At 45.8% G+C, this 16147-nt stretch carries 13 protein-coding genes; 2 read left to right on the forward strand and 11 right to left on the reverse strand.

Translation table 11 applies throughout. The features are described 5' to 3' along the window. Nucleotides 1-172: 172 nt before the first annotated feature. The 6 genes from KJS52_RS02345 to KJS52_RS02370 form a co-directional block, all read right to left on the reverse strand. Nucleotides 173-892: a YebC/PmpR family DNA-binding transcriptional regulator gene (locus KJS52_RS02345; protein WP_213513018.1), complete on the reverse strand. Its 720-nt coding sequence runs from the start codon at nucleotides 890-892 to the stop codon at nucleotides 173-175. 378 nt (nucleotides 893-1270) lie between these two features. Beyond that, on the reverse strand, nucleotides 1271-2377 hold the full coding sequence (locus KJS52_RS02350) for a glycosyl hydrolase family 18 protein (protein ID WP_213513019.1): 1107 nt from the start codon (nucleotides 2375-2377) through the stop codon (nucleotides 1271-1273). A gap of 34 nt (nucleotides 2378-2411) precedes the next feature. Then, nucleotides 2412-4091 carry a polysaccharide deacetylase family protein gene (locus KJS52_RS02355; protein WP_213513020.1) on the reverse strand — a complete coding sequence of 560 codons (1680 nt, stop codon included), beginning with the start codon at nucleotides 4089-4091 and terminating at the stop codon, nucleotides 2412-2414. After that, nucleotides 4084-5946, reverse strand: a complete 1863-nt coding sequence (locus tag KJS52_RS02360; RefSeq protein ID WP_373871323.1) for a glycosyltransferase family 2 protein — start codon at nucleotides 5944-5946, stop codon at nucleotides 4084-4086. Before KJS52_RS02360 ends, KJS52_RS02355 begins: the two co-directional genes overlap by 8 nt. A gap of 2 nt (nucleotides 5947-5948) precedes the next feature. After that, nucleotides 5949-7265: a nucleotide sugar dehydrogenase gene (locus tag KJS52_RS02365; RefSeq protein WP_213513022.1), complete on the reverse strand. Its 1317-nt coding sequence runs from the start codon at nucleotides 7263-7265 to the stop codon at nucleotides 5949-5951. Between the two features lie 253 nt (nucleotides 7266-7518). After that, nucleotides 7519-9075 carry an ABC-F family ATP-binding cassette domain-containing protein gene (locus KJS52_RS02370; protein ID WP_213513023.1) on the reverse strand — a complete coding sequence of 519 codons (1557 nt, stop codon included), beginning with the start codon at nucleotides 9073-9075 and terminating at the stop codon, nucleotides 7519-7521. A gap of 227 nt (nucleotides 9076-9302) precedes the next feature. Here KJS52_RS02370 and KJS52_RS02375 point away from each other — a divergent pair, with 227 nt between their 5' ends. Then, nucleotides 9303-9590: a hypothetical protein gene (locus KJS52_RS02375; protein WP_213513024.1), complete on the forward strand. Its 288-nt coding sequence runs from the start codon at nucleotides 9303-9305 to the stop codon at nucleotides 9588-9590. Between the two features lie 155 nt (nucleotides 9591-9745). On the opposite strand, the gene pyk is transcribed toward KJS52_RS02375, so the two are convergent. Continuing rightward, nucleotides 9746-11164, reverse strand: a complete 1419-nt coding sequence (gene pyk / locus KJS52_RS02380; RefSeq protein ID WP_213513025.1) for a pyruvate kinase — start codon at nucleotides 11162-11164, stop codon at nucleotides 9746-9748. A 144-nt stretch (nucleotides 11165-11308) separates the two neighbouring features. Here pyk and KJS52_RS02385 point away from each other — a divergent pair, with 144 nt between their 5' ends. Continuing rightward, nucleotides 11309-12097 carry a helix-turn-helix domain-containing protein gene (locus KJS52_RS02385; protein WP_213513026.1) on the forward strand — a complete coding sequence of 263 codons (789 nt, stop codon included), beginning with the start codon at nucleotides 11309-11311 and terminating at the stop codon, nucleotides 12095-12097. Between the two features lie 325 nt (nucleotides 12098-12422). Here KJS52_RS02385 and KJS52_RS02390 read toward each other — a convergent pair whose 3' ends face one another. From KJS52_RS02390 to KJS52_RS02405, 4 genes are all read right to left on the reverse strand, one after another. Continuing rightward, nucleotides 12423-13346 (reverse strand): radical SAM/SPASM domain-containing protein, encoded by a 924-nt coding sequence (locus KJS52_RS02390; protein ID WP_213513027.1) that lies wholly within the window; start codon nucleotides 13344-13346, stop codon nucleotides 12423-12425. A gap of 361 nt (nucleotides 13347-13707) precedes the next feature. After that, nucleotides 13708-13926: a cold-inducible protein YdjO-related protein gene (locus KJS52_RS02395; RefSeq protein ID WP_213513028.1), complete on the reverse strand. Its 219-nt coding sequence runs from the start codon at nucleotides 13924-13926 to the stop codon at nucleotides 13708-13710. 58 nt (nucleotides 13927-13984) lie between these two features. Next, the gene (locus KJS52_RS02400) at nucleotides 13985-15034 is read right to left on the reverse strand and encodes a lactonase family protein (protein WP_213513029.1); all 1050 of its coding nucleotides are present in this window, start codon (nucleotides 15032-15034) and stop codon (nucleotides 13985-13987) included. Between the two features lie 18 nt (nucleotides 15035-15052). Next, nucleotides 15053-15754, reverse strand: a complete 702-nt coding sequence (locus KJS52_RS02405) for a DsbA family oxidoreductase (RefSeq protein ID WP_213513030.1) — start codon at nucleotides 15752-15754, stop codon at nucleotides 15053-15055. Nucleotides 15755-16147: the final 393 nt, after the last annotated feature.

Consider the following 16147-nt stretch of genomic DNA (forward strand, 5'->3'; position numbering starts at 1 on the left):
TTAAAAAGCTGGGCTTTCAGGACCAAGAAGATGGCACGATACTAGAAAGCGAGGAGCGCAGCGTAGACAGACCTACGTGAGCACCGGAGCTTTCGGTAGCGTGACATATTCGCCGTCGAATTCACTTCGAAGCACCACATCGTCATCAAAGTCCAGCTTTTTAAACGTCCTCTCAGTCTTGGAGATTAACGTTGTGGTACACCTGCTGCACATCCTCCAAATCCTCAAGCGCATCAATCAGCTTCTCGAATTGCGCTTGCGCATCTGCCGGCAAGTCCACCTCATTATTTGGAAGCATTGTAATTTCAGCTACATTGAACTCCGTAATGCCAGCGGCTTTAAATGCGTCCTGCAAAGCTTGAAACTGGTCAGGCTCCGCGTAAACAATAACATCTTCATCCTCGACAATGATATCACGCACATCTACATCCGCTTCGATTAGCAGCTCCATTACTTCATCTTCCGTTTTACCGGATATGCCAATAACGGCTGTTTGCGTGAACATGTACGATACAGAGCCGCTTACGCCCATGCTGCCGCCATTTTTATTAAATGCGGAACGAACCTCTGGCGCAGTGCGGTTAACATTATTCGTCAGCGCATCGACAATAACCATTGAGCCGTTCGGGCCAAATCCTTCGTAGCGAAGCTCTGAATAAATTTCATCCGAGCTTCCCTTTGCTTTTTCCAAGGCGCGATCAATAATCGCTCTAGGCACATTGTACGTTTTAGCACGTTCCAGTACAACCTTCAATGCACGATTAGATTCCGGATCTGGCTCACCTTTTTTCGCTGCAACATAAATCTCAATGCCGAATTTGGCATATACACGACTCGTATTTGCATCTTTGGATGCTTTCTTTTCTTTAATATTATTCCATTTGCGACCCATCTTGCTCCCACTTTCTGCTTAAAATATACAATTATATTATAACACTGATTGCAGAAAGAAAAAAACATAGTACTGTATAAAATATCGTGAAAACAAATGTTAAATTTGCATTTTTCGACGATATTTGCAGACGATCACAACTTATGCAATAATGGGCGACAACGACCTACCGTTTTACTATTTAATATTTAAGATCATTAAGTTTACATAATAATTATTACGTATTTCTTTGTTGAAAAATAATTGTTTATTTCTGTGTTATAAGTAAATTTTTTATAAATAGCTAATGACTTGAAATTAAAAGTGGTTGCCAGAAAGTCAGTAAATCTGACAATCTGAACAACCACTCTTTTTTTTGTGCTATGCAATACTTCTTATTTAAAGCTGTCGCAGCCGCTCCAATGTCAGATCACTGATGTTGCCTAAACGCCATAGCGCAAGCTGATGAAAGCCGCGCTGCTGGATCGCTTCTGCCCAAAACTGCAGCGTCTCGCCATCAGCATACCATACCTCGAAGCTTTGACCGTCCTGCTTATAGGTAAAGTGCTTCGCTCCACTTTCCTCATCATGTGCAACCTTTACGCCATGCGTAATAATGAGCTCGTCGATTTCCTGCTCTGTCAAGCTCTTAACCTTATTAGCTTGATCCCATTGAAAGCCGCCCGTTGCAATCGCTACAGCAGGCTCGCCAGGGATATGCTCCATTCTGGCTGTCAGCTTGCCGATAAAGCTCAGATTCGCTTTCGGACCTGGTCCGCTGTGAGGGCCAAACAAATTGTATGCCATCACAACATATTGCGGCCCTTCCGGCAGCTCGAAGCTTTCAAATTTAGCCTTTGGCTCAAGCAAGATGCGAAGCTCAAGCTGCTCCTCGTGAATCCGGCGATATAGCTTGCGATAAAATTCAAGCAGCTCAGGCCACAATTGTTCATCTATATTTTCGAAGTCCATTTCCAGCCCGTCCAGCTCATGCTCTTTAACAAGCGCAATAAATTGCTCGATATAGTCGGATTGAACCTGCTGAGAAGTGAGCATTTGCCCAACGAGCTCGCTGCTTTTTTGAACTGAGCTACCATCTGCAAGCCTCATATCGTTTACCAGTGTCAAATATAGCTTTGGCTCAAGCGCGCTTTGCTTTTTGCTTGCCCGTTGCTCATTCAGCTGAGCAATTTTCTGCTTGATGCTTGCTACCGCCTGCTGCTGCTGATCACCCCATATGACTTGGCCCTGCTCATCAAAGTAGCCTACGAACAGCTGCAGGCTGCCCATGCCCTCAATTTGCTGCAAAGCATGCTCCTCGCCAGTTTGCCAATCCCAATCGGCGATCCAGGCTGACCAATTAAGCTCAGGGTGCTCCCCTACCGGCTTTTCATTGCTAATTCTTTTTTCGTACCAATCCTTGCCGAACATTAGCCACCAGGCTGCCGTTAGTACGAGCAGCAGCGCAACGATATTAGCGATAATTATGAACCATCTCTTTCTCATCATTGCCTCCTTATGCAACAGTTAGGCCGCAAGCCTAGAACGTAACAATCGCCCAATCAATCAAGCTGTTGTAAGTCGATTTGATTGTAAATACAAGCTTGTCCCAAGCCTCCAACTTATTGCTGTATACCTGCTCAGTCACCTGGCCATTGCTGTCGAGATTAGACAATGTTATCGCCTTGAACACTCCATCATAAATATGGTCGCCTTCGTCCTCCCAGCGATTTTCCTCCTGAAGCGAATATGCCTCCAGTTCCATATTCCAGTTCGTTATAGCAGGATCGATCTGCTCCTGCTCCATAACCAGTTCATTATCAATAGCAACTGTCATTTGACCATTGACCATTTGCAGCTCGACCGGAATGTCGCCCAATGCCGCATCCTTACCACGCACACCGAGCAGACGCTCCACTTCACCATTCGCATACAACTGCTCAACATAGACATGCTCGTTCTCTACTCGAAGCTGCAGTTTGACGCTGCCGTCAGCAGCCGCTCCAAGCTTCACCAGCTGCACTCCGCTGGAATGCCCGCCAATCGTCAGCTTGAGTGAAAAATTGTCAGCATGCTTCAAATCTTTAAGCTTCATCGTCGCAGCCTCGCCAGGGCGAGTTGTTAAAGCAATTTCCTCTGGCTGAAACTCGGCCACGCCGCCGTCAATGTCCCAAGCCTCAGCTTCCTGCTCGTCGCCCAATACAAAGCTCACATCCTCACCTATATCGAGCGAAAGCTTCATCAACAAATGATTGGTCCGCCAATATGGAGCTGGCTGCACACGAGTCAAATCGTAACGGTCTGCGCCTGCAGTGTTCAGCAGCTTTCCTTCGCGGTTGAAATGCAAATTGAACAGCTCGCGGATATTGCGATCATTTACTTCTTCAACTGCCGATTCCATTCCATTGTAAAGTGTGTCTGCATGCATAATCATATAGGTGCCCGGTACATAGCCAAGCTTGCTCGTATAGATGCGCTCCATTTCGTCATAGTCGAATTGGATACGCTCTTGCATCTCTGTTTTCGTTTCAAGTGGAATATCGTACACATCCCGAATATAATCCATCAAATAATGCGTGTAATAGAAGGCATCCTGCTTATTGTAAAACTCCTCCTGCGTTAGCAATGGAAAATATCGCTCATCCTTGTCCAATATATTAATGTAAGCGAGACGGTAGCCATTGCTGCCCAGCTCCCAGAAGCCCTTCTTTGTCATCGACAGCAGCTCCTTAGGCTGCAAAAACTTGCCTTGCTTGCTGCCCATTTTGCTTGCATAGCTCAGCATTGTCGCCTTGTAATTGTACTTTTCCAGCAGCTTTGTAGAGAATAACGCTGAATCATTGCGCCCATCCTCAAAGGCCAAATAAAGAGCTTTATCAGGCAATGGCGAGCCCTTTTCATAAAAATCAATAATGTCCTGCTGAGAAATCGTTTCATAACCGTGATCCTTCAACGCCTTAAGCTGCGCCCCCAGCTCTGCCTTGGCCATATGATCCGAAGTAGCAGAACGGGCTACGCCAAAGTAGGACACTGCAATAAATTGCTTCGTATTGCTCCAGGAAGCACGATCGCCTTCCTCATATTCATTAATTGTCGTCAGTGCGTTGACAATCCAGTAGCCTACCGCTATGAGAACGATAAATTGCAAAATTGTACGAATCAATTTACGCCGATTTTTGCGCTTCACGAACTTGTTAACCTTTGCTGTTCTTCTAGACATTCAACTCATCACCAGCCTGTTTATTTCTAGAAAAACGATTGCGCCAGCTTGCTTTTCTTTTGGACTTTTTCTCTCTCGCTTCAATATCCTGCGGCGTTTCCCGCGTTCCCCAGGTTGATTTCCAGAAGGTTACCCAAGCGACTGGCATTTGCCATAGCAGCACTAGCTCGTAGAATAAGCAGAACACGAAGCCAAAGAACCAAAGCGAGCTTCTTTTGTAAAATAGATGTGCAAAGCTCATCAACAGCGCCATCAGCATTAAGCCCATTAAAAATGTGCCCGGGAAAATGCCATGCATGAGCGGCACATAAACAAGGTTGTATAACACGATAATAGGTGCTGCAATCGGCACGATTAGTCCTACATAGAAGAATAGTGCCATAAACGGCTCCTTGCGCCATATAAACGAACCAGCAATAAGCGATTCGCGCAGCCATGAACGCTTCCAGCGCATTTGCTGCTTTAAGAAAACATTCATTTTCGACGGCACGATCGTTGAACAAACCGCGCTGTCCTGATAGCCTGTACGATGCGTGCGCAAAATAAGGTTGGTCATTGCGCGGTCATCGCCAAAGGTTGCCGGCTGACCAAGAAAGCTCTGATTAAGCCATGCATCCGCATGCTTTAGCACAAGCTCCTTGCGATAGCAGGCCAATGGTCCAGACAAACAGGTTACACTATCGAAGAACGATTCAGCTGCCTTCATAATACGGAACGCGATATAGTAGCGCACATTTTGCAGCTTCGTTAAGCTGTTCGTATATTTATTTTCCACATCGGTACGTCCTGCAACTCCGCCCATTTTCGGATCGACAAACGGCTGCACCAGATGGCGAATCGCACGATGATCAAGAAAGCTGTCGGAATCAACGAATACAACCAAATCATGCTTGGCCATTTTCACACCAGCGACAAGCGCCTCACGCTTCCCGCCGTTTTGCGGCATTACATGCAGGCGCAATCTGCTGCGCGTATCAAAGCGATCCGCCTCGCGATAAATTCGATCGATTATTTCTTCCATTCGCTCAACCGAGCGGTCTGTTGAGCGGTCATCGACAACGATAACCTGAAGCTTGTCTACTGGGTAATCCTGATTGATACAGCTTAGTATTGTTCGATGAATCCACTCTTCCTCATTAAAGCAAGGAATAATAATTGATACGCCAGGAGTAAAGTTGGGATCAACCTTCACATCCCGATGCAGTGCTCCGAAAAAGTAACGCGTTAGCAAAAAAGTAGCGGCGATCAGGCTGTACAGGTACAGCAGCCAGTTGTATTTGAAATAAATAATACTCTCAGCACGCATTAGCATGACAATTAACGATGCAGCAAGCAGCATCGCACTAGCCATATATACAGAATATCCCCATCTGCGACGCTTAAAATACTCAGGCAGACGCTTTTCAAAATTAAAGGCAACCTGTACCTCCTGCTCCTCAGGCAAGCGGTATTTGTGCGTAACAACACGAGCTACCTTCGCTTTCAGCTTTACAAAGCTTTCATATCCCTCTGGCATCGAGCCAGGCGGAATCTGGAATTGCAGCTCAAACTCGTCTCCAGCATTAAAGGCTATATGCTCGACCTTGCTAAGTGGAAAGGATACTAAAATACCCGTTGCTGATATATCAACTGACTTTGCCTGAAGCTTGAGCTTCGGCTTATTCGGCTGCTTTTTCTGCTTGACCAGTACATCAAAATCAGCAATATAGCGCACACTAAATTCGTTATCTCCGCGACGATCCTGTTGGTTGCGAATTCCTTCCGGGTCAGGAACATAAGAAAGCGTTCTGCGATCCTGGCGCCGCAATGTCAGCCTTTCCTGCGTTGAATTTGATTTTTTTCTAAATAATTTCATCATTACAAGCTCCAATACACTAAGCCATTTTCTTCGACTTGAGTGCGATTAAACATGCCCTTTAAGTCAAAGAACAGCTTTTGCTGTACGTTTTTATCATACATGGCAGCATACTGCTGCAGGGAAAGACCAAGCAGATGCTTGTGAGGAACGACAATCGCAACCAGGCTGACATCCTTGATATCTTCAAGCTGACAAACTTCAACCCCGTACTCTTCGCGCACTTCTTCAGCATTGGCAACCGGATCATAGATCATCGGCTGTATGCCATAATCAACCAGCTCGCGGAACAAGTCGATAACTTTAGAATTGCGAACATCATTGCTGTTTTCCTTATAGGTTAAGCCGAGCAGCGCAACCTTTGACGGCCCGCCTGACTGCTTTGCCCGCATAAGCTGCTTGACCATTTGATTGGCAACGAAGCTTGCCATTCCTTCATTAACATGTCTGCTATTCAAAATAATTTTGGAATGATAACCTTCATCCTCTGCCTTAAACGTTAAATAGTACGGATCAATGCCGATGCAATGCCCTCCGACTAAGCCAGGTGTAAACGGCAGGAAGTTCCATTTTGTAGCGGCAGCCTTTAATACTTCATTTGTTTCCAGCTTCATTTGCGAGAAAATCATGGCTAACTCATTCATAAATGCGATGTTCACATCACGTTGAGCATTTTCGATTACTTTGGCCGCTTCAGCTACCCGTATGCTTGGCGCGTGGTATACGCCAGCCTTTACAACCTTGCTATACACATGAGAAATTTGCTCCAGAGCCTCATTATCAATGCCTGAAACAATTTTGACGATGTTCTCCAGCGTGTGCTCACGATCACCAGGATTAATACGTTCAGGTGAATAGCCGATCTTGAAATCAACACCAGCGCGAAGGCCTGAGTTCTGCTCCAAAATCGGCTGGCAAATTTCTTCTGTTACGCCCGGGTATACGGTGGATTCATAGACAACGTAGTCGTCTTTCTTCAAATAGCTTCCTATTGTTGTTGAAGCTGATTTGACAAACTTCAAATCAGGCACTTTACCGTCACGAATCGGTGTCGGCACTGAAACAATGTAAAAGCTTGCTTCAGCCAGCAGCTTTTCATCAGCCGTAAACTGGACAGATGCTTGCAGTAGTCGCTCGCTACCGATATCACCCGTTAAATCATGCCCGTTTATATATTCAGCAATTTTCTTTTCATTGCGGTCATAGCCAATTACATTAAAATGCTCAGACAGTCCAACAGCTAATGGAAGCCCAACATAACCAAGACCAACAACAGCTAGCTTTGTTTCTTTATCAGTAAGTTTCTTGGATATTGTCATATGGTTTTCTCCTTCCGTATAGCAGATAAGTTTGTGTTCAAATATTCACTATCGAAATTATAACTCTTTATTTTGAAAAATAAATGAAAAATAATCGATATTATCATTTAATTATTAGGAAATGATTTATAATTTAGGAATATTTATGGATAATTATTTATATAATTTACATAAATGTTAATATCTATTTGATTTTAAAACAAAAAAGAGACGAACAATAAGTTCGTCTCTTAATATGGATAGGAAAAGCAAATTAGAAAACCTTCGTTGTCCATGATTCGCAATTCCAAGTCTCTGTTACGATATCACGATAAAATTCCGGCTCATGGGAAATAAGCAATATAGAGCCTTTATAAGCTTTCAAGGCACGTTTAAGCTCATCCTTCGCGTCTACATCAAGATGGTTAGTCGGCTCATCGAGCACTAGCACATTCGATTCGTGATTAATAATTTTGCACAAGCGCACCTTCGCTTTTTCGCCACCGCTCAGCACTTGAATTTTGCTTTCAATATGCTTGGTCGTCAAGCCGCATTTGGCAAGCGCTGCGCGCACCTCAAACTGCGTATAGGAAGGGAACTCCTGCCAAATTTCTTCAATACATGTATTGTAGTTTTCCTCTTTCGCTTCCTGTTCGAAGTAGCCTATTTGCAAATTTTCGCCGCGCTCTACCTCGCCGCTTACTGGCGGTATCAAGCCGAGAATCGACTTCAGAAGCGTAGATTTACCGATCCCGTTAGCACCCACCAGCGCAATTTTTTGACCGCGCTCCATCTTCAGATCAAGCGGACGGGAAAGCGGCTCCTGATAGCCGATTACTAGCTGCTTCGTTTCAAATATAAAGCGTCCGGCTGTCCGGCCTTCCTTGAAATTGAACTGCGGCTTTGGCTTTTCCTTAGCCAGCTCGATAATTTCCATCTTATCAAGCTTCTTCTGCCGCGACATTGCCATATTGCGCGTTGCCACGCTTGCTTTGTTGCGCGCGACAAAATCCTTCAGCTCGGCAATTTCCTGCTGCTGACGCTTATAGGCCGCCTCAAGCTGCTGCTTTTTCATTTCATGCACCTGCAGGAAATGATCGTAATCGCCAACGTAGCGCTCCAGCTTCTGATTTTCCATATGGTAGATCAAGTTTACAACGCTGTTCAAAAACGGGATATCATGCGAAATCAAAATAAAGGCGTTCTCGTACTCCTGCAAATAGCGCTTCAGCCACTCGATATGCTGCTCGTCCAAATAGTTGGTCGGCTCGTCTAGCAGCAAAATATCCGGCTTCTCCAGCAACAGCTTGGCCAGCAGCACCTTCGTGCGCTGTCCGCCGCTCAAGTCATTGACGTCCTTTTCCAAGCCTATATCCGTCAAGCCCAAGCCGCGCGCCGTTTCTTCGACTTTCGCATCGATCAAATAAAAATCCTGATTAGTGAGCGTATCCTGAATGTTGCCAACCTCTTCAAGCAGTCTTTCCAGCTCCTCTGGAGAAACCTCACCCATTTTCAGGTACATATCATTCATTTCCTGCTCTAAATCAAACAAATATTGAAATGCACCCTTCAGCACATCGCGAATCGACATTCCTTTTTGCAAAACTGCATGCTGGTCGAGATAGCCGACGCGCATACGGCGAGACCACTCAATTTTTCCTTCATCCGGCTGCAGCTTGCCCGTAATAATATTCATAAAGGTAGATTTACCTTCACCATTCGCGCCTATTAGCCCGATATGCTCGCCCTTAAGCAAACGGAATGACACATCACTAAAAATCGCGCGATCACCAAAGCCATGACTTAAACGTTCTACATTCAATATACTCATGTAAACACCCTATCCTTTGTTCATATCTCGCTATATTATACGCGGAAGATGGCACCATACTCAACTGTTTCAAGCAAATTCATACAAAAATCGTTCGTCTATGAAACTATGAAAGCGGCATTTGTCGATAAGTATATGCTTTACATCATACAGAAAGCGACAAACTTTGTTTATAACCTTTGCTACGATAGAAGTAATCTGAAAATATGACTTGAGGTGACCATTGGATGGAATTAAGCTTGATTATGAATGAGCATTTCGAAAATGAAACGATCTGCTTCGACGGATTTGCCTTTCAAAACTGCGTGTTTACAAACTGCGTCATTTTGATTACTTGTATGGATTTCGAATTTGTTAATTGCTCTTTCTTTGGCTCGACACTGCATATCGAGCCATCGTTACCTATATTTGAAATCTCGCATCAGCTTTCGCAATCGATTTATGACGAGTCTACTCATTGCTACCGCAATGAATTTGAATATCCGAATCCACAATTGCCGCTTATGAAAGCTTAAGCATGAAAGCGCATAATCGCTAAAAAAGCCTGCCAAATGAAGGTTCCCGAATGGTGATGGGAGTCGCTCAGTTCTGGCAGGCTTTCTTTTATAGGAAGTTCAAACGCTCGACTGTGATGACGAGGCTGTGCTTCGAAGCTTAGTCGACGACGAAGCTACTCGACTTGATGAATTTTAATCAAATTCGTAGCACCAGCTCGTCCGCTTGGAATCCCTGCGGAAATGACCACATAGTCCCCAGCTTCAACATGGTTAGTGCGCACGCTGTTGCGAATAGCTGAGCTGAACATTTCGTCAGTTGTGGTAACATATTCGCCTTTGACAGGAATAACGCTGCGTACAAGTGTCAGGCGACGCAATGTTTTCTCATTTGGCGTAATCGCAATGATCGGAGCTTTTGGACGATATTTCGATACCATGCGTGCTGTAAAGCCGCTTTCCGTAGGTGTTAAAATCGCTTTTGCGCCAATTTGCAGCGAGCTGTTTACAACCGCTTGCGAGATTACTTCAGTTACGGAGGTCGATTCAGTGTTCATCAGCTTTTTATAAATTTCGCTGTAATCCATTGTAGATTCAGTGCGCTCAGCAATCATCGCCATCATTTTAACCGATTCAAGCGGATATTTCCCTGCAGCAGATTCGCCTGAAAGCATAATCGCATCTGCGCCCTGCAATACCGCATTGGCAACGTCACTAACTTCAGCGCGCGTTGGACGCGGGTTAACCTGCATCGAATCAAGCATTTGCGTTGCTACAATAACCGGCTTGCCTGCTTTATTACATTTCTCGATCATGACCTTTTGAATCATTGGCACATCCTCGGCAGGAATTTCTACCCCCAAATCGCCGCGGGCAACCATGATGCCATCGGAAGCCTCGATAATCGCATCCAGATTATCGACACCTTCCTGGTTTTCAATTTTTGAAATGATTTGAATATGCGCTGCATCGTTGTCCTCCAAAATTTGGCGAACCTCTAGTACATCTTCAGCCTTGCGTACGAACGACATCGCGATCATATCAATGCCTTCCTGGATTCCGAACTGAATATGCATAATATCGCGCTCCGTTACACCAGGCAGGGTTGTGCTGATCCCTGGCAGGTTTACCCCTTTGCGCGGCTTTAATGTACCACCGTTCATTACCTCGCAGTGCATGTTCGAGCCTTCAACATCCTTCACATGCAATTCAATAAGACCATCATCAATCAGAATTACATCCCCTGCTTTAATAACACTTGTCATATCAGCGTAGTTAACACTTACACGCTTGCCGTTGCCAGTAATCTGCTCGGTTGTAAGCGTGAACTCCTCGCCAGCCTTTAGCTCATAGCTTGCTTCTTCAAGTGTGCCGATTCGAATTTCAGGACCTTTAATGTCCATCATCGTTGCAACGATTTTGCCAGCAGCATCTGCCGCCTCGCGAACTAGCTTGATGCGTGCGCTATGGTCTGCAAGCTCGCCATGCGCCATATTAAGACGGGCAACATTCATGCCTGCCAGCATCATTTCTTTCAGGATGGAAATAGAATTGCTTGATGGACCCATTGTACATACGATTTTTGTGTGGCTCATTTTTAATCTCCTTCTGACTTTTAACTATTGAACTTCTATTTTGTAAGTAAACGAAACATTGATGTCTCCATTGTAGACCTTTTCTCGCAGCACGTACATGAATTATAGTATAATGGATGAAATATAGTGTACTGAGGTGGAGAAATGCTTGAAAATTTGACACTGGACTACCACCAGGGAGCACGCTGGCAGCAGCAGGTTACACATGGCGAGCAGCAATTTCATTTTTACATTGTGACATACGGGAGCTGCAGCTTTCAGCATGAACATGGGACCGTGACCGCTGGCAAGGGCGATTTTGTATTAGCGCCGCAGAGCTGCAGCTATATAGAGCGCTCTGCTGAAGCTAATCTGCATCAGAAATACAGCTTACGCTTTACTGCCACATCTGCGCTGCTGGATATGCTGCCGCCGCTGCGGCAGGGGCAATGGCTGCAAAGCAGCGCGGGCATTTACGAGCGCAGCATTGAGCTGCTGCGTCCGCTGTGGAAGGAGGTTCAGGAGCAGCAGCACTATCAGGAGCTTCGCATTGCCTCCTTTCTGCTGGATACCCTTGCGCTTTGGCTGCGCGAGCTGGAAAGAGGAGAGCTTGCACCAGCCTCACTCATTCATATTGAGCGAATGAAGGAGTACATCCAAACGCATTATCGGCAAAAAATTACGAAGGACGTGCTTGCTGATTACATTCGCAGAAGTCCAAGCTACGCCGCTGCTCTATTCAAGAAAGGGACGGGCCAGACGATCAGCGAATACGTGCACGCTGTGCGGATGAAAACGGCCATGTATATGCTCTCCGCTTCCCTGCTCTCGATAACAGAAATTGCCGAATATTTGGGCTATGCCGATGTCAGTTACTTTCAGCGCCTATTCAAGCGCACCTTCGGCCAGCCGCCCAGCTATTATATGCAGGATCGGCGCGATTCCAACTCATAGCAAAAAGGCACTCTCTGCTGACCGCGATTGTAGCTGAACGCGATGCACAGAAGTGCCTTCCCTTTTAAGAAGTTGGTTAAAAAACTGGACTTTGATGACGATGATCTGCTCTGGAGCTTAGTCGGCAGCGAATCTTGAACGCTAACGAAAGATTATGCTTCCGAAGTATGTTTCCTGCGGAAACATTGGAGGTGCTCACGTAGCTTTTGCCTACGCTGCGCTCCTCGTTTTCTACTAGCGTCCAACCTTCTTGGTCCTGAAAGTCCAGCGTGTAAACCTCAATTGGAAGAGGTTGGTTAATAACTCGTACTTTTCTCTTCTCTTGCTAAGCATTTGCCGAGCTGACTGCTAGCTCGCGCTTGGATTGCTTGCCAAAGCGCTGGCGATAGCCGCATTTGCGGCATAGCTCCTCAACCGCCTGCCTGCGTGAAAAGCCTTCATATATTGCCGTAGCCCTTTCACCGTGAATGATGTCTTCAAAGCTTTGCTCATGAATATTGCCCAGCTTAAGAATGCCTTCGCCATCCAGACAGCATGGGATAACGGTACCGTCGATTAGCACGCCTGCCTGATTGCGCAGCGCATGACAGAAACCAACTCCGTCATCTTCCTCCTCATCGAGTGCAGGCCAACGAAATTGCGGATCCTGATTGAGGTATACCCGTTCCGCTATTTTCAAGCCTGAGCCAGTGCCTGGCTGGTACACTTCCTGAATTTCATACTCAAGTCCGAACGCTTCCTCTATCATCGCCAGCAGCTCACGATTGCGGCGAGCCTTTACATTTTCCTCATTATTTTCAGACAAATTCCACAAACGGAACGATGTAATCATATCTGTTGTCACTCTTGCTTCATTAACAAAGGCAAGAATGTCGGCCAAATACAGCTTCAAATCACGATTGCCCGGATCGCCGTCAAAGCTGTGCAGCGAAAAATTCATTTGTCTTAGCGCTGGCTTGCCGAGCAGCTTTTCACGATTTTTGCGAATCAAGGTGCCATTGGTCGTAATATTGACTTTAAACCCTTTTTCATGCGCAATATCAAGCAGCTGATCGAGCTTCGGATGAAGCAGCGGCTCACCCTTTACATGAAAATAAATATAGCTTGTATACGGCTTGATCTGCTCAAGCGTACGGGTAAATTGATCAATTGAAATAAACCCTTTTGCCCGTTCTGTCGGTGGACAGAAATAGCAGCTCAGGTTGCAAATGCTCGTTGTTTCGATATAAAATTTTTTAAATGTTCGCATAGGAGCTGACGCCTCTTTATCTCGTAGTTACTTTCATCATACCATAGATTAGCCAGAACGGACATCGGCAGCATTAAAGGGAGGAAGTTCAAAATTCTGGACTTTGATGACGATGTGATGGCGTTGGAGGTTATTCGACGGTGAATATGTCACGCTACCGATGGCTCCGGTGCTCACGTAGCTTTTGTCGCAGCTAGCGCTCCTCGCCTTCTAGTATCGTGCCATCTTCTTGGTCCTGAAAGCCCAGACACATATCTTAACGATGAAGTTCAAAAAGCAAAAAAGCAGCCAGTCCAGCTGCGAATGTACCTCTCTTCAAGGTGCAATGCTGCTTACTGACTGCTGCTTTTATGTAAACAAGCTAGAATTCCAGTTCATTTTTAGGTTTACGAGGCTGGCGCGGAACCTTGTTTTGAACGGCGGGAAGATGACGCATGCTGCGAAGCATCGGCCCCTTGCAAATTGGACAGGTTTGATCAGGCTGTGCAAACTCCTCCCGTACCCACGCCTTACATTCAGCATTTTTACATTTAAGAATTTTAGTAGGTTTTAGATCTGATGGTGTATTTGTTGTAGTCACGCTAAAATGATTCCCTCACTTACATTTGATATCGAGATATAGTAGTTAATTAAAGTAGTTATTGTACAGGAATGAGACAAACCGGCTTAGTTGAAAATGCCTCTTGACCTGTTGCCGTAAGCTTGCCGCTCGCTGCATCACGCTCCAATACGACGATGTTGTTGTTGTCACGATTGGCAACAAGCAAATGGCGATTGGATGGTGTTAATGTAAAATGTCTCGGATGACCGCCGCCAGAAGAAATATGCTGAAGCACGCTCAGCTTGCCCTGCTCATCTACGGCAAACACAACAATGCTGTCATGCCCGCGGTTAGAGCCATAGACAAAGCGTCCGTCTGCCGAAACTGTAATTTCAGCAGTTCCATTTTCACCGTTAAAGCCTTCTGGCAGCGTTGAAATATGCTGAAGCTCATCAAGCTGGCCTGTCGCTGCTTCATAACGGAATACAGATACCGTCGAGTCCAGCTCATTAATGACATACGCAATTGGCAGCGACGGATGAAAAGCCAAATGACGAGGTCCTGCACCGGCAGGCAGCTTTACCTCTCCGGCAGCAAGCAGCTTGCCTTGTTCTTGATCGAGCGTATAGACGAGAAGCTTATCCAGACCCAGATCCTGAACATACAAATAACGGCCGTCAGGGCTGAAAAAGCTGGAGTGCGGATGCGGACGATCCTGGCGCTCAGGATCTACGCTAGAACCGGAATGCTGCACAACGTCGATTGTCTCGCCAAGGCTTCCATCTTCAAGCAGCTTGATCAAGCCAATCATGCCGCCATGATAGCTCGTAACAATGAGATATTGATTCGATTGGTCACGCTGAATATGACATGTTGTGCCAGCTACAGTTGGCAGCTGATTAACAAGCTGCAGGCTTTGCTCGGTATAGCGGAAATGAGCAACTGCTCCAGACTTGCTGCCATCCTCATGGACTAGCTCAGCAATTGCATACACGCTCTTTGTATCAGGATTGACGTTCAAAAAGGTAGGGTTTTTAAGCCCTGCATATTCCGCCTGCTTCGTTAAGCTGCCTGCCGCCTCATCGAAATGAAACAGCTCGACGCCGCTTTCGCTAGCCTCTGCATAAGAACCAACAAACAATAACATTTTTCGTCACTCTCCCGTTTATACTTTACAGCCGTCAGGGCCGCAGCTGTCAGCATCAGAATCTTGCGCTTTAACAGCTTGCAGACCGCCAGAGCGCTCGGACCAAGCTTTGTTCATCGTCTCAAGAAACACCTCGACAGGCTGAGCACCGCTAATCGCATATTTTCGATCGATAACGAAGAACGGCACGCCGCGCACGCCAAGCTGCTGTGCTTCAAACTCCTCTGCCTTAACCTGCGCCTTGTACTGCTGCTCATTTGCCAATACATCCGCCACATCCAAACCGACTGTAGCCGCCAGCTCTGTCAGTACTGCACGGTCAGACAGGTTTTTATTATCGGTAAAGTGAGCATGGAACAGCACCTCAGCCAACTCCTTGGCCTTTCCTAACGAAGCTGCATACTGCATAATCCGATGCGAATCGAACGTATTCGCGTCCAGCATGTTTTCAAAATGGAAGGTCAAGCCAACCTCGGCAGCACGGCTTGCAACTCCCTTGGTCATCTCCTTCGCTTGCTCCTGGCTTATGCCGTATTTTTCTGCTAAAGAATCCACCGTTAAACGCTTATCGGCAGGGTTCACATTTGGATCAAGCTCGAAGCTCTTATATTCAGTCACAATCTGCTCCTGCTGAGAAAATTGAGCAAGCGCCTGCTCATAATTCTTTTTGCCAATGTAGCAGAAAGGACATACAAAATCGGACCAAATTTCTACTTTCATCTTTGCCTTACCCCCTTTTTTTCATCTGTTGCTTGACTATGTACACGCATAGTGTTTCAATTCGTTTAATTCTCAATTATTGTACCTTAATGAGAGTGTTGGTACAATATTGACTAAACAACCTTTTTCCTTTATAGAGGTTGTTTAAAAATCCGACTTTGATGACGATGCGGGTTCGCTGCAGTTAACTCGACGGCGAATATGTCACGCTACCGAAAGCTCCGGTGCTCACGTAGCGGTTATCTACGCTGCGCTCCTCGCTTTCTAGTATCGTGCCATCTTCTTGGTCCTGAAAGCCGAATTTTTAAACTTTTATTGGAAGCGTATGCTTAAAAATCCGACTTTGATGACGATGATTGGCGTTGTAGCTTAGTCGACGGCGAATCTTGAACG

Origin of the sequence: Paenibacillus montaniterrae (assembly GCF_018403185.1) — a bacterium.
Taxonomy (GTDB): domain Bacteria; phylum Bacillota; class Bacilli; order Paenibacillales; family Paenibacillaceae; genus Pristimantibacillus; species Pristimantibacillus montaniterrae.

Excerpts from the sequence above, each read along its gene's own strand:
- KJS52_RS02345 (WP_213513018.1), bottom strand. The coding sequence starts at position 892 with ATGGGTCGCAAATGGAATAATATTAAAGAAAAGAAAGCATCCAAAGAT.
- KJS52_RS02350 (WP_213513019.1), bottom strand. The coding sequence starts at position 2,377 with ATGAGAAAGAGATGGTTCATAATTATCGCTAATATCGTTGCGCTGCTG.
- KJS52_RS02355 (WP_213513020.1), bottom strand. The coding sequence starts at position 4,091 with ATGTCTAGAAGAACAGCAAAGGTTAACAAGTTCGTGAAGCGCAAAAAT.
- KJS52_RS02360 (WP_373871323.1), bottom strand. The coding sequence starts at position 5,946 with ATGAAATTATTTAGAAAAAAATCAAATTCAACGCAGGAAAGGCTGACA.
- KJS52_RS02365 (WP_213513022.1), bottom strand. The coding sequence starts at position 7,265 with ATGACAATATCCAAGAAACTTACTGATAAAGAAACAAAGCTAGCTGTT.
- KJS52_RS02370 (WP_213513023.1), bottom strand. The coding sequence starts at position 9,075 with ATGAGTATATTGAATGTAGAACGTTTAAGTCATGGCTTTGGTGATCGC.
- KJS52_RS02375 (WP_213513024.1), top strand. The coding sequence starts at position 9,303 with ATGGAATTAAGCTTGATTATGAATGAGCATTTCGAAAATGAAACGATC.
- pyk (WP_213513025.1), bottom strand. The coding sequence starts at position 11,164 with ATGAGCCACACAAAAATCGTATGTACAATGGGTCCATCAAGCAATTCT.
- KJS52_RS02385 (WP_213513026.1), top strand. The coding sequence starts at position 11,309 with ATGCTTGAAAATTTGACACTGGACTACCACCAGGGAGCACGCTGGCAG.
- KJS52_RS02390 (WP_213513027.1), bottom strand. The coding sequence starts at position 13,346 with ATGCGAACATTTAAAAAATTTTATATCGAAACAACGAGCATTTGCAAC.
- KJS52_RS02400 (WP_213513029.1), bottom strand. The coding sequence starts at position 15,034 with ATGTTATTGTTTGTTGGTTCTTATGCAGAGGCTAGCGAAAGCGGCGTC.
- KJS52_RS02405 (WP_213513030.1), bottom strand. The coding sequence starts at position 15,754 with ATGAAAGTAGAAATTTGGTCCGATTTTGTATGTCCTTTCTGCTACATT.